Here is a 13,392-nt window from a genome sequence, read left to right as displayed (position 1 = left end):
TAAGGTTTCCAAAATTTTATAAAACAGTTGGGGTCTTGTACTTGTAGCAAGTAAATTTTCTCCAAAGACCCTCGGGTCAACCATAAACTTTTATGGTTCTATTGTAACAAAAGATGTTGTATTTGTACTAATCTCTTAGAAGCAACCAACCCAAAGTGAATAAAGAACTAGAACATCGTTTTGTAACGGAACTTCAGGACAATCAGAATATTGTTCACAAAGTCTGTAGTTTGTATACAAATGATAGGGATTCCCACAAAGATCTTTTTCAAGAAATAACGATACAATTATGGAAGGCATATCCAAAATTTCGGGGAGAATCAAAATTCAGTACCTGGATGTACAGAGTGGCCCTAAATACAGCAATAACCTTATACAGAAAATCTAAAAAACAAATACGTACGCAAGACTACGACTCCGTTATATTTAAAATTCAGGCCAATGAATATGATGAAACACAAGAGCAGCAGTTAAAATTAATGTATAATGCGGTTAAGCAACTGGGAGATATAGACAAAGCGTTAGTTTTCTTGTATTTAGAGGACAAAGACTATAACGAAATAGCGGAGACATTGGGTATCACCGAGGTAAATGCCAGAGTGAAGATGAACAGAATAAAAACAAAATTAAGAACCATACTTAACCCTTGAGGATATGATGGACGAACTGGAATTTTTAAAAAAAGATTGGCAAAAAAAGGAAGCCCAGCTCCCTAAATTGTCGTACGAGGATATCTATAAAATGATATTGAAGAAGTCCTCTTCTATTGTAAAGTGGATTTTTTATATCAGTGTCATAGAATTTATATTACCACATTTACTTTATTTATTGCCCTCTGCAAGGGGTAGTATGGAAATCTATCAAAAATTGGGGCTACAAGGTTTTCTGGTTGCGCTTTCCATTTTTCAGTATACCGTTGTTTTCTTTTTCATATATCAGTTTTATAAAAGGTATAAGGAAATTTCGGTTTTGGACAATGCCAAAAACCTAATGCACAAAATTATAAAGACAAGGAGAACGGTAAAGCATTATATCATTTTTTCGTTGTCGCTTATCCTGATCTCTTTTGCCTTATTCGTTGTTGGTATTTACTTAAGTGATGACCTTAATGCCAGTTTGGGAATATCCTTTGAAATAATAGAGCAGATACCACCCCAAAAATTAAAAATGATGCTTATGCTGATTATGAGTGTTTCGGGAGTGATCATTACAGCTCTTGTCGGTGGTATTTATTTTCTTCTCTACGGATTGTTGCTAAGAAAACTGAATGATAACTACAACGAACTTAAAAGATTGGAATAGAAGTTACCCGGCGATTTTGATTAAATCAAAATCAGGTTCGCCATTTTCTTTTTTTGTTTTCCTCCTCTAAGGCCAGTAATTCTGACTGTGGTATAACTTTAAGAAACGACGGGTGCTGCTCAATGGCGTATTCTAACTTTTCCATGATGGAATCTACCGCTTCGTTTTCATAATCTATATCTAAAGGTTCTTTAATTACAATAGATTGCAAGATTCCCTTTTTCTTTACCCTTAGACCTTTTTTGTCGAACGATCTTCTAAACCCATCAATGACCACTGGCACAACCACGGGTTTGTATTTTTTAATAATAAATGCGGTTCCTTTTCGGAGAGGCCTCCAAGGTTTGGTGGTCCCCTGTGGAAATGTTATTACCCAACCATCGTTTAATGCGGTACCTATGTTAGAGATATCACTCATTTTCACTTGGCGGTTCACTTCCTTCCCATCTGCACGCCAGGTACGGTCTATACTTATAGAACCGGCATAAGCCAAAACTTTGGTGAGTAGACTTTTCTTCATGGTTTCGGCCGCTGCTACATAATACATATTCAATTTGGGTTTCCAGATATACCCAATATTTTTAATGCTATCCTCCCTACCGCTTAAGCTTGCGTTAAATACATGGAACATGGCTACCACATCCGCGAAATAGGTTTGATGATTACTTACGAACAATACATTCTTATCTGGGAGTGCCCTTATAATGTTAGAGCCCTCAATTTCAAGTTTGTTAAAACTCTTATATCGCTGATGTGTGATAATTGCTAAAATGCGGATAAGCCATTTTTTTAAAAATAGATTATGCCCAAAAGGATTTCGCTTAAACAAGCCCATATTTTAAAGGATAGTTAGCTAAAATACGAAATATGATATTTATAATACCTGTCTAAAAAGCTCTTTGATTTCACTTAGCATCATTGCGGTAGCACCCCAGACGGTATAACCATTTAATATAAAGGCAGGTACAGGGATTTTCTCATCGCTATAAGAAGTTGTTAATCTTTGATTTATAATCTTTTTATCGTCCATAAAATCAGTAAGTGACACTTCTACCAAGGCCTCTACCTCCGTTTCCTGAACAGAAAACGGTCTAACATTTTTATACAAACCAATATACGGTTGCACGTCAAAATTGCTGGGTGGGATATATAACTGGGTCAAAGATCGGATTACTTCTACGTGTTGTGGGTCTACCCCAACCTCTTCATGGGTCTCCCGTAAGGCAGTTGCCAGAATATCAGCATCCTGAAGCTCTACTTTTCCGCCTGGAAATCCGATCTGATTGGAATGAACACCCTTGTACGTTTTTCGTAATATGAGCAATAAGTGGGTAAAATGGTCTGTATTTGGGTAAAAAAGGGCCATTACGCCAGCTTTTTTTGCGTTTTTTCTATATTTCTTCATGCGCTCCAACTCATCCACCCTATTCATTGGTGCCATTTTATAATGCGCCGATTGTCCTGGAAGAGGTAGATTTTTTATTTTTGAAAGTCGTTCTGAAAAATCATCAAATTTCATGAAGGAAATACTGGTATACTTAAAATAGGTTTAAAAATTCTAATAGCATAAGTTTCATCCCGCAATAAAAAAATATATTTACACCATGAAACCAAAAGCCCGTTGTTCTGCAATAATAATACTATTTTTTTTAGCTGCCTGCAAAGACGCACCACCAAAAAAAACAATTGTTGACACTCCCAATGAAACGATTAAGGATACTGTAGTAACGGACAGCATCGTTGCAAAAGAAGAACCAGAAGAGGAACTGTTTGTACTTAATGAGGACAATGCTATCGATTTCTTTTTCAATTATAGTAAAACACTAACGGAGAACAAAGTAAAACTCACTACCAGCTTGGGCAGTTTTACTATTGCCCTATTTGATAATGTACCTTACCATAAAGCTAATTTTGTTTTCTTAACCAAGAAAGGGTATTTCAACAATACCTATTTCCATAGGGTAGTAAAAAATTTTATAATTCAGGGCGGAAATGCGGACAATAAGGAAACTTCAAGAAAAAGAAGGGAAATTGGCCGGTACTTACTACCACCGGACACCAGAAAAGGACATAGACATCATCGTGGAACGGTCTCCATGCCCAGTAGTGAAATAAACAATCCGCACATGCTGGCCTCTCCTTACGAGTTTTTTATTGTAGTAACCAAACCGGGTTCTTATCATTTGGATGGTGAATATACTCCTTTTGGGAAAGTAATAGAAGGTATGGATGTGGTAGATAAGATCAATGCCCAACCTGTAGATGATGGCGACTGGCCATCACATAATATCTATATCCATAAAGCGGAAATAGTTAATTAACGCAAATTATTTGGCCTTGCGATAGATATTTGGCAATGCTATTTTGAATTTTACAGCCAACAACCGCATACTGATCACAATGAGGATAGCAGCCATATAGGAATAGGCATCCTCAAAGGGCAACTTCCGTAATAAAAAGTAACTAGATCCTCCAAGAATACAGGCCGTGGCATATATCTCTTTTCTAAAGATCACCGGAATTTCGTTGCACAATATATCGCGGATAACTCCCCCAAAACTTGCAGTAATAGTTCCAAGGGCTACGCACATCACCGGAGAAAGCCCTGCTTCCAACCCTTTTTCGATACCTACCAAAGTATATAGTCCTATACCAATGGTATCGAATAAAAACAAAGATGTTCTAAGGTATTTTAGATGTGGCCTAAAAATTATGGTCAGCACCACTGTCCCTAAGATGGTGAATAGGTAAACCGGTTGTAGAAGCCAGTTAACGGGGGTGGAACCAATAAGAAGATCCCTCAAGGAGCCTCCACCAACTGCCGTCACAAAAGCAATAATAAACACCCCAAAGAGGTCTAATTTTTTTTCCATGGCCACGAGTACCCCGGAAACGGCAAAGGCAATGGTACCTAAAATATCTATGGTAAAATAGAACATGGATTAGAGTTGTTGGGTGTAAAAATTATAATCTTTTAGAACGGTATCCAAATATTGCTTGTCGTACAATTCGGAATTGGTCTGCAAGATACTCTCAATTTTGTCGCGCAAGGCCTTCATCGTTTTAAAATCATCGCTCCGCCTTGCAATGTGATAGGTATCTTTTATTAGTCGTACGTCTTTGTCCGTTAACAGGGTAACATTGGTAAATTTGGGCTCATAAGTCTCTGCCACCTCTTCCAATATGGTATGGGACACCTTGGTCTTGTTCTTGGTACTAATGACCACAGTACCGGCAGCTGCATCTCCCAGTCGCTGACGTCTTTCCGAAAAAATTATGGACAACAATCCTACCGCTCCAAAAAAGATCCATATATCTACCAAGCGCAACATCCATCTAACAAGAAAATTAGACCAATGTACCGGAGTACCATCAACCCTTACCACACGCATTTTCATTAACATTTTTCCAACGGTTCTGCCATTGAAGAGGGTATGCATCCAAATACTGTACCCCATAGCAGGAAGAAAAATTAGACTTACCAATCCACGTTGGGTCCAACGGTCTTCATAAACATAGCCAATGGCATCTCCTATTACGTTTACCAGAACTGCATAGAGATAAAGAATAAAACCATCTATAAAAAAGGCAACAATACGTTCACCAATACTTACAATTTTGTAATCTAAGTTTACATTTTGCGTTGTATTGATTTGAAGGTTGGACATATTAATACTATTTTTATCTTTTAAGTAAACTTACCTATGCGCGAGGCCGCTTTTGTGAAGCAAAATAAGGAAAAATGGGTGGCATTTGAAAAGGCTATCAGCTTTAACACCACCATTGACCCCGATGAACTTGCCAATGGTTATATTCAACTCACCAATGACTTGGCCTATGCACAGACCTATTACGCAGAAAGTAAGACTTTATTGTATTTAAACTCGCTGGCCTCCCAAGCACATCAAAAAATTTATAGGAACAAGAAAGAAGGACGTAATAGAATTATTGCCTTTTGGGGAACAGAGTTCCCCCTCTTTTTTAAACAATATCATAAGACTTTGGGTGTTGCATTTCTAATTTTTCTGGTAGCGGCCGGTATAGGAAGTATTTCTGCCTTAAAAGATGCCACATTCGTAAGATTGATCCTTGGGGATGCCTACGTAAACGAGACGCTTAACAATATTGCATCTGGGGATCCCACGGCAATTTATAAAGGAGGTAGTGAAATAGGCACGTTCCTAGGCATTACCATTAACAATATTAGAGTAGCTTTTTTGGCCTTTGCCTTTGGCGTTATAGCTAGTTTTGGCACAGCCTATATTCTATTTAGCAATGGGGTAATGCTTGGGGCTTTCATTACCTTTTTCTATACCAAAGGGGTGTTTTTTGAGGCCAACAAACAAATTTGGTTACACGGTACCATAGAAATCTCAGTAATTATCATTGCAGGTTGCGCAGGGCTCATTATGGGCAATAGTATCCTATTTCCAAAAACATTCTCTAGAAGAGTCTCCTTTATGAAAGGTGCAAAGGATGGTCTTAAAGTAGTTGTTAGCACCATACCATTTTTTATTATCGCCGGATTCATAGAAGGCTTTATAACGCGTTATTCCCAAATGCCCAATTGGCTGGCCATAATGATCATAGGAACCTCCTTGGCCCTTATTTTATATTATTATATCGTATACCCCATACAATTAAACCGTATAGATGCAAAACAAACCATTCAATAAGTACATAGAACTTAAGATCAATCGCGATTTCGGTGACATCATCACCACTTACTTCGATTTTATAAAACAAAATCTAAAAAAATTCACCAATATTTTTTTAAGCTACAACGGTATATTTTTAATCGGATTATTGATTGTCAGTTATTTACTGGTATCGGGGTTCATTGGTATGATAACTGCACAAAGCAATTCGCTTTATGTGGATACCTCCGGTTCTGAAGAGACATATCTTATCTACATGGGTATAGGCGGTTTACTTTTTCTAGTGATTTTTATTATGGTCGCTATTTTAAACTATAGCTTGGCGGCCTCCTATATGATAAAATATGAATCCGAAAAAGGCAATCGATTTGATAAAAAACAGGTTTGGGATCTCTTTAAGGAAAAACTGGGTAGTATTTTTGTCTTTATCCTGTTGTTAATACTGGCCTTTATAGGTTACTTCATTGTAAGTTTCATACTGATTTTTATTCCCTTGCTGGGCATGTTGGTGCAATACCTGTTACAATTCTTTATACTGGCGTGGTTTGGAGTGTCTTTCTTTTGTTTGTTACAAGAAAACAAAGGCGTTGTTGAAGCTTTTGGCGAAGGGTGGTCTTTGGTAAAAAGCAATTTTTGGAAATCCGTGGGAGTCAATTTTATCCTAGGCCTTTTAAATGGTGTTTTGCTCATGGTAGTTTTAACCATCCCGGGTATTCTTATAGGGTTTTACACGTTTCATGTTGTTCAGAACGAAGTTGATTTAGGAGCTTCCATTATCCCCACCATTATCTACACCTTAGGAACTTGTGTTGTGCTTATCATTATGGTATATGGGCAATGCCTGTCGCAATTCATAAACGGAATTCTGTACTACGCACTACACGAGAAGACATATAACACCAATACCCGAAGTAAAATTGAACAAATCGGAAATCTAGACAGTGATTAGACGCTACATCCATGTATTATTTTTGTTGATACCCTTCCTTGGAATTTGGGGGCAGGTAAGCGATAGCTTGGTATTACCGCAAGACAATACCTCTGTATTGGAGCAACGGCTGTTAAATGAAGACCTTCAACAAAAGTATTCGGGGGAAGAGTTTAATTATGATATCAAGGATGGGGAGGCGCAAAATCTTATTGTACGGTTTCTCAATTGGTTTTTTGGAACCCTACAGGAAAAATTCGGCATTAATATAGATCCAAGGATATTTACGGTATTAGAGTACCTCATCTATGCGCTTATGGGCGCACTGGCCATTTATTTGCTCGTAAAATTCCTTATTGGGGAAAACTTATCCTCGGTATTTACCAAAAAATCGACCTCCCTTACAGACATCAACCTGTCCGAAGAACATATTGAAAATGTAGATTTGGACGCCCTCATAAAGGACGCTTTAAAACAAAAGGATTTCAGATTGGCGATTCGCTATCAATTTTTAAGGATCTTAAAAACGCTATCGCAAAAAAGCCTTATAGATTGGCATTTTGAAAAAACGAATCTCGACTATCAAAATGAAATTAGCGCCCCACAAATAAAAGACCATTTTAAAGAGGTTTCATACCTATATGATTACATCTGGTATGGAGAACAATATATAGATGAAAATGGATATAAGGCCGCCAAACACAAATTTGTGGCACTAAGAAACACTTTGGAGTAAATTGGATAAACGTTCTAAAATAATCATCGGGATTTTCGTAGCTGTACTTTTGGCTATTGTGGTGTTAGAAATTACGCGCCCCAAACCCCTGAATTGGAGACCTTCATATACTGCTAGTTCAAAGATTCCGTTTGGTTGTTTTGTTCTTTTCAATGAGCTTCCCCAGCTTTTTCCGGATAATCCGTTAGAGAGTTTTAGCATAGGTCCATTTGAGGTTTTATCCGAAAGTGACAGCTTGGGAAGGTCTAACTACCTCTTTATAAACAATGGTATAAACTTGGACGCCCAAGAGACCAATCAGCTATTAAAATTTGTAGATCGCGGAAACGATGTGTTTATGGCATCTACCTATTTTGGACAATTTCTTTCGGACACTTTAAATCTAAACATCGGGTACAACTATACCGTATTGGAGGACACGGTAACCGTAAGCCTTACCAATAGGGCTTTTTCCGATAAGGCGTTTTATTACACACGGGGGATGAACAAGTCGCATTTTACCAGTGTAGATAGTACCAAGACTACAATTCTAGGACATATACGCTTTAATCCGGAAGTTAATTTCCTAAGCGAGGAGATTATTGATTCAACCACCGAAACCAAAGCGGTGAATTATATTAAAGTGGCTTTTGGCGCAGGTAATTTTTATCTGAATACCACTCCCGAAGCCTATAGCAATTACTACATGCTAAAAGGGAACAAGGATTATGTGGCCCATTCCCTTTCGTACCTTAAGGACAAACCCGTATTTTGGGATAATTATAAAAAAAGTGGCAGGGTGGTGATAGACTCGCCCATGCGTTTTGTGCTAAATCAGGTCCCATTGAGGTGGGCATACTATGTTACGGTACTGGGTATTTTACTGTTCCTGATTTTTAAGGGCAAACGAGAACAGCGGATTATCCCGGTCATTGAACCCCTTCAAAACTCTTCCATAGCGTTTGCACAAACTGTTGGAAGCCTTTACTACCAGCACAAAGATTACACGGATATTATTGGTAAGAAACTAAATTATTTTATGGAATTTCTACGAAGTCATTACTACATGGATACCAATAAGATAAGTGATAATACGGCCCGGGAACTCTCGGACAAATCGGGAAAACCGCTGGCACAGACAAAAGAACTTATAGATTTTATAGCATACCTCAAAAACAAAGAAATACATTCAGAAAAAGACGTCATTGAGTTGAACAAAAAAATAACATCTTTTAAGCAGTAAACATGGAGGAACAAAACAAAGAACAGGCACAAGATCCCTTAAAATTCAACAACCGGGTAGATTTGGAAAAGTTACAGCAGTCCGTTAGCCAGATAAAAACAGAATTGGCCAAGGTAATTATTGGTCAGCAAGATATGATAGAACTGCTTATCATTTCCATTTTGGCCGATGGGCATGCGCTGATAGAAGGCGTTCCGGGAGTGGCGAAGACGGTTACGGCCAAGTTATTGGCAAAGACCATGAACGTAGATTTTAGTCGAATACAATTTACGCCAGATCTAATGCCCAGTGATATCTTGGGAACTTCCATCTTTAACGTAAAGACTTCGGAATTCGAGTTTAAAAAAGGGCCTTTGTTTTCCAATATCATTTTGATCGATGAAATAAATCGTGCTCCGGCAAAAACCCAGGCCGCCCTTTTTGAGGCCATGGCAGAACGTCAAATAACCATAGATGGTACCGAGTATGCCATGAAACCGCCTTTTTTGGTGTTTGCCACGCAAAACCCCATAGAGCAAGAAGGTACCTATAGACTGCCCGAAGCACAATTAGACCGCTTTTTGTTTAAGATCGATGTGGGTTACCCTTCATTAGAGGAAGAAATACAGATTTTAGAAAGCAAACACCAACAAAAAAGAAAAGATGTGGAAAGCATGGTGACCTCTATCCTTTCGGCCAAGCAGATTGCAACCTATCAAGATACCATAACGGAAATCATCATAGAGGATAATTTAATGAAGTATATCGCAGCTATAGTGAACAACACGCGTACCAACGCCAACCTATATCTAGGGGCCTCCCCAAGAGCATCGATAGCCATTATGGACGCTTCCAAGGCCTTGGCTGCAATAAATGGACGAGATTTTGTAACTCCGGACGATATTAAGAAAGTGTGCAAGCCCATTCTTTCGCACCGAATAATCCTAACACCAGAACGCGAAATGGAAGGGTTTACACCAGAAAAAGTTGTGACACAAATTGTTGAAACCATTGAAATACCACGATGATACTTTTAGCTAAAACGCGGCAACAAGGTAACTGCAATTGGTAAGGATGAAAAAAATATTCAAAAACATATATTTGGAAAAACGGTTCTTCAGGGTCTTGGTGAGCCTAATTCTTGGTTTTCTCATCTCATATATATATCCTGATGTTTTTGGAGTTATAAAACTGCTATTTTATATTTTCATTACCGCTTTGGTGGTAGATATTATTTTACTTTTTGGTTCCAAAGGAAGTATCCATGGAGAGCGTCTCTTGCCCGACAAGCTTTCTAACGGGGATGAAAACCCTATTAAGCTAAGGTTGATCAACACTTTTCTCTTTACAGCTAAGACAAAAATAATTGACGAAATACCACATCAATTTCAAAAACGTGATTTTGAGATCAACGCGGTCATTGCAAAGGGTGAGAACATGTTTTTTAATTATTCTTTGCGTCCGTTGACCCGTGGGGTTTATTCCTTCGGTAACCTTAACATCTTTGCCCGTTCTCCCCTAGGGCTTGTAGCTCGGCGCTATACCTATAACAAGGCTCAGGAAGTTCCTGTATATCCATCTTTCTTACAATTGCGGAAGTACGACCTTATCGCATTTACGAACCGACTGTTTGAATACGGCTTAAAAAAAATACGTAGGATAGGACATACCATGGAATTTGAACAAATCAAGGAATATATACAAGGAGACGATATTAGGAACATCAATTGGAAGGCAACGGCCAAGAAAAACCAACTGATGGTAAACCAATATCAGGACGAAAAATCACAACCTATCTATTCCGTAATCGATAAGGGAAGGGTAATGAAAATGCCATTCGAAGGACTTAGCCTTTTGGATTATGCCATTAACGCCACTTTGGTAATCAGCAACATCGCCCTAAAGAAACAAGACAAGGCCGGAATGTTCGCATTCAGTAATAAAACTGAAAATCGGGTTGTGGCCCAGCGCCGTAGTGCCCAAATGAACCTTATCTTGGAAACCCTATACAATCTGCGCACCAATTTTGTGGAAAGCGATTATGGCCGTTTGTACGCGGACATAAAGCGTAACCTAAATCAGCGCAGTCTGCTGCTACTTTATACCAATTTTGAGACTCTAGACGCTCTACACAGGCAACTACCCTATCTTCAGGCCATTGCCAAACATCATCTGTTGGTGCTTATCTTTTTCGAAAACACCGAACTTGGCAAATTCGCCGAAAAGAAAGCTGAGAACACCCATCAAATATTTGAGCAAACCATTGCCGAAAAATTCATTTACGAGAAAAAACTTATTGTAAACGAGTTGCGAAAGCACGGCATACAAACGGTACTTACCAAACCAGAAAACCTCACCATAAATACAATCAATAAATACCTCGAAATAAAAGCCAGGGGGCTTTTGTAAGCCTTTGCGCTGCCTTGCAAGGATAGAGCAAATGGCCTATGTATTGGCTACATTCTTAACAAAAGTTATCTATATTTGATAACACCAATTTCATCCGATATTTAAATACGCCAACGTGAAAAATAAATACCAGCCCCCTGTTGTAATCCTATTTATCTTCATAGTTTCCCTTACATCTGCCCAAAACAGTTATAAGGAACATTGGAAAATAGCTTCCCCCACTTCCATCGTCTGGGATTTAGAAGCTGATCAGAACCTTCCGCATAAAGACAATATTGAAATGGCAGGTACTAAGGTGGCCGGCATCATTACTTATAACATAGATACAACGGGGCAGCTGTCTCTGAAAAGACAAATATTCTTTCCGCAACTACATCCCTTTATAAAAGATAACGATCCTGGTTGGTTTATCTATAGAGCCTATTTAAAAGATACTTATTCGGATGCCATTTTACCAAAACTCTTCATTGGCAACAAACAATTTGAGCCCGGTAAGGTTAAATCTGTCCAAATTAACGGTATGCTGCATTTTCAGCACCATACATCCAAATCCGGGATTGCGCTAACGAGAAAATTGTTCCCGTCTATGGACGAAAGGTTGTTCATAGAAAATTGGACACTTTACAATACTTCTGACCAAGCTATTACCATATCTGTAGGAAACACAAACTTACGTTACGAGGATCAAGGAAAAGACGGCAAATTTTCTAGGGCCGTCAGTTCTTGTTTTCCCGAGGAAATCTATCTTGCTCCTGGACAGTCCTTTTCTGGTGATATCCATATGAAAGCCAAAAAAGAAGGGGAAGATTTTACCGATTGTACCAACGACGTGCAATTAACATCTAGACAAGATTTTTTGTCCAAAATATCAGGCTCGCTTAACCTGGAAACACCAGAGCCCATTTTAAATACCCTTTTTGAATTTTCAAAAATAAGGGCTTCTGAAAGTATTTACGACTCCAAATTAGGATTGATCCATTCTCCGGGAGGTGGCCGTTACTATGTAGGTATTTGGGCAAATGACCAAGCAGAATATGTAAATCCTTTCTTCCCTTTTTTAGGTTATGAGGTAGGCAACATTTCAGCAATGAATACCTATAGGGCCTTTGCCGGGAAGATGAATGCAGCCTATGAGGCTTTGCCCTATGCCTTTGAGGTAGAGGAATACGAGCCTCCTTCCCCATTGGATAGAGGAGATGCCGCCATGATTGCCTATGGCGCTAGCCAGTATGCCCTTGCCCTTGGTGACAAGGCCATCGCCCAAGAATTATGGCCGTTAATACAATGGTGTTTAGAATACAACCATAGCAAATTGAACAAGGAAGGTGTAGTGTTATCCCAATCAGATGAAATGGAAGGCCGTATAGAAACCGGTAGGGCCAATCTTTCTACTTCATCCCTGTATTATGGTGCCTTAAGGCATGCTACAGATCTTGCTGAATCCTTGGGCATCCCCAGTAGTACATACAAAAAGCGCGGTAAAAGATTAAAAACGGCCATTGAACGTTATTTTGGTTCCGAAGTCGAAGGCCTACATACCTATAAATATTATAAAGAACATAAGTTCTTAAGACATTGGATATGTCTGCCCCTTGTTGTGGGCATCCATGAACGAAAAGAAGGTACCATAGCGGCACTTTTTGAGCGTTTATGGACGGAAAACGGTGTTCATGTAGAAAAGAACAATGCAGACCCAAAAGTATCCGAGGTGTTTTGGGATAGAGGTACCTTATATGCATTACGAGGAACTTTTTTGGCAGGTGCTACGGAAGTTTCCACAGAAAAATTGATCGCGTTTTCCAAGCAGCGTTTGCTTGGGAAACGTGTTCCCTATGTGGTGGAAGCCTTTCCGGAAGGTAATATGGCGCACCTTTCCGCAGAAAGCGGATTGTATTGCAGGGTACTGACCGAGGGTCTTTTTGGAATAACCCCAACAGGCTTAGCCAGTTTTACCGTGATACCAAGGTTACCGGATGGTTGGAACACCATGGCCCTTCGAAATGTTAAAGCTTTTGGACAGGATTTCGATATTGAAGTGATGAGAGAAGGAGACAACACCGTGGTTCGGCTTTTGGACAATCGAAAAAGCAAAGTAGTGTCCGAGAAACCTTTTAAAAAAGATATCCCGGTGCAATTTAATTTCTAAACCAATACCATG

The 13,392-nt window shown here is 38.9% G+C and carries 14 protein-coding genes; 10 read left to right on the top strand and 4 right to left on the bottom strand.

The genetic code is table 11. From position 1 onward, the window contains the following. Window positions 1-155 precede the first annotated feature (155 nt). Window positions 156-650, top strand: coding sequence for an RNA polymerase sigma factor (locus tag ACEQ81_RS15185; protein ID WP_411031765.1), 495 nt, complete (start codon window positions 156-158; stop codon window positions 648-650). A gap of 4 nt (window positions 651-654) precedes the next feature. Further along, window positions 655-1,302 (top strand): hypothetical protein, encoded by a 648-nt coding sequence (locus ACEQ81_RS15180; RefSeq protein WP_411031764.1) that lies wholly within the window; start codon window positions 655-657, stop codon window positions 1,300-1,302. A 31-nt stretch (window positions 1,303-1,333) separates the two neighbouring features. On the opposite strand, the gene ACEQ81_RS15175 is transcribed toward ACEQ81_RS15180, so the two are convergent. Together ACEQ81_RS15175 and ACEQ81_RS15170 are read right to left on the bottom strand one after the other, a co-directional pair. Then, window positions 1,334-2,137 (bottom strand): lysophospholipid acyltransferase family protein, encoded by an 804-nt coding sequence (locus ACEQ81_RS15175; RefSeq protein WP_411031763.1) that lies wholly within the window; start codon window positions 2,135-2,137, stop codon window positions 1,334-1,336. Window positions 2,138-2,176: 39 nt separating this feature from the next. Further along, the gene (locus ACEQ81_RS15170) at window positions 2,177-2,821 is read right to left on the bottom strand and encodes an NUDIX hydrolase (RefSeq protein WP_411031762.1); all 645 of its coding nucleotides are present in this window, start codon (window positions 2,819-2,821) and stop codon (window positions 2,177-2,179) included. Between the two features lie 85 nt (window positions 2,822-2,906). On the opposite strand from ACEQ81_RS15170, the gene ACEQ81_RS15165 reads away from it, so the two are divergent. Further along, complete coding sequence (locus tag ACEQ81_RS15165) at window positions 2,907-3,623, top strand: peptidylprolyl isomerase (protein ID WP_411031761.1); 717 nt, start codon at window positions 2,907-2,909, stop codon at window positions 3,621-3,623. Between the two features lie 6 nt (window positions 3,624-3,629). Here ACEQ81_RS15165 and ACEQ81_RS15160 read toward each other — a convergent pair whose 3' ends face one another. Beyond that, window positions 3,630-4,241: a trimeric intracellular cation channel family protein gene (locus tag ACEQ81_RS15160; RefSeq protein ID WP_411031760.1), complete on the bottom strand. Its 612-nt coding sequence runs from the start codon at window positions 4,239-4,241 to the stop codon at window positions 3,630-3,632. 3 nt (window positions 4,242-4,244) lie between these two features. Then, window positions 4,245-4,970: an RDD family protein gene (locus ACEQ81_RS15155; protein ID WP_411031759.1), complete on the bottom strand. Its 726-nt coding sequence runs from the start codon at window positions 4,968-4,970 to the stop codon at window positions 4,245-4,247. A gap of 36 nt (window positions 4,971-5,006) precedes the next feature. Between ACEQ81_RS15155 and ACEQ81_RS15150 the strand changes: the two genes are divergently transcribed. The 7 genes from ACEQ81_RS15150 to ACEQ81_RS15120 all read left to right on the top strand — a co-directional run bounded on the left by ACEQ81_RS15150 (window position 5,007) and on the right by ACEQ81_RS15120 (window position 13,380). Further along, window positions 5,007-5,978: a stage II sporulation protein M gene (locus ACEQ81_RS15150; protein ID WP_411031758.1), complete on the top strand. Its 972-nt coding sequence runs from the start codon at window positions 5,007-5,009 to the stop codon at window positions 5,976-5,978. Then, on the top strand, window positions 5,956-6,909 hold the full coding sequence (locus tag ACEQ81_RS15145; protein ID WP_411031757.1) for a hypothetical protein: 954 nt from the start codon (window positions 5,956-5,958) through the stop codon (window positions 6,907-6,909). The genes ACEQ81_RS15150 and ACEQ81_RS15145 overlap by 23 nt, the downstream gene beginning before the upstream one ends. Next, a complete protein-coding gene (locus ACEQ81_RS15140; protein ID WP_411031756.1) occupies window positions 6,902-7,624 on the top strand; it encodes a hypothetical protein in 723 nt (240 codons plus the stop codon). The genes ACEQ81_RS15145 and ACEQ81_RS15140 overlap by 8 nt, the downstream gene beginning before the upstream one ends. A gap of 1 nt (window position 7,625) precedes the next feature. Next, window positions 7,626-8,846, top strand: a complete 1,221-nt coding sequence (locus ACEQ81_RS15135; RefSeq protein WP_411031755.1) for a DUF4350 domain-containing protein — start codon at window positions 7,626-7,628, stop codon at window positions 8,844-8,846. Window positions 8,847-8,848: 2 nt separating this feature from the next. After that, entirely contained in the window at window positions 8,849-9,853 is a 1,005-nt protein-coding gene (locus ACEQ81_RS15130; RefSeq protein WP_411031754.1) for an AAA family ATPase, read from the top strand. A gap of 46 nt (window positions 9,854-9,899) precedes the next feature. Continuing rightward, window positions 9,900-11,234 carry a DUF58 domain-containing protein gene (locus tag ACEQ81_RS15125; protein ID WP_411031753.1) on the top strand — a complete coding sequence of 445 codons (1,335 nt, stop codon included), beginning with the start codon at window positions 9,900-9,902 and terminating at the stop codon, window positions 11,232-11,234. Between the two features lie 115 nt (window positions 11,235-11,349). Then, window positions 11,350-13,380 (top strand): six-hairpin glycosidase-like protein, encoded by a 2,031-nt coding sequence (locus tag ACEQ81_RS15120; protein ID WP_411031752.1) that lies wholly within the window; start codon window positions 11,350-11,352, stop codon window positions 13,378-13,380. Window positions 13,381-13,392 lie beyond the last annotated feature (12 nt).

The sequence above is a fragment of the Spongiimicrobium sp. 3-5 genome (assembly GCF_046557915.1).
GTDB lineage: Bacteria > Bacteroidota > Bacteroidia > Flavobacteriales > Flavobacteriaceae > JBHEBG01.
The sequence above is the reverse complement of the archived record's forward strand: the minus strand, read 5'-3'. Positions and strand labels throughout refer to the sequence as shown.

Coding starts and splice junctions, on each gene's coding strand:
- ACEQ81_RS15125 (WP_411031753.1), top strand. CDS start 9,900: ATGAAAAAAATATTCAAAAACATATATTTGGAAAAACGGTTCTTCAGG.
- ACEQ81_RS15155 (WP_411031759.1), bottom strand. CDS start 4,970: ATGTCCAACCTTCAAATCAATACAACGCAAAATGTAAACTTAGATTAC.
- ACEQ81_RS15130 (WP_411031754.1), top strand. CDS start 8,849: ATGGAGGAACAAAACAAAGAACAGGCACAAGATCCCTTAAAATTCAAC.
- ACEQ81_RS15160 (WP_411031760.1), bottom strand. CDS start 4,241: ATGTTCTATTTTACCATAGATATTTTAGGTACCATTGCCTTTGCCGTT.
- ACEQ81_RS15145 (WP_411031757.1), top strand. CDS start 5,956: ATGCAAAACAAACCATTCAATAAGTACATAGAACTTAAGATCAATCGC.
- ACEQ81_RS15180 (WP_411031764.1), top strand. CDS start 655: ATGATGGACGAACTGGAATTTTTAAAAAAAGATTGGCAAAAAAAGGAA.
- ACEQ81_RS15150 (WP_411031758.1), top strand. CDS start 5,007: ATGCGCGAGGCCGCTTTTGTGAAGCAAAATAAGGAAAAATGGGTGGCA.
- ACEQ81_RS15175 (WP_411031763.1), bottom strand. CDS start 2,137: ATGGGCTTGTTTAAGCGAAATCCTTTTGGGCATAATCTATTTTTAAAA.
- ACEQ81_RS15170 (WP_411031762.1), bottom strand. CDS start 2,821: ATGAAATTTGATGATTTTTCAGAACGACTTTCAAAAATAAAAAATCTA.
- ACEQ81_RS15165 (WP_411031761.1), top strand. CDS start 2,907: ATGAAACCAAAAGCCCGTTGTTCTGCAATAATAATACTATTTTTTTTA.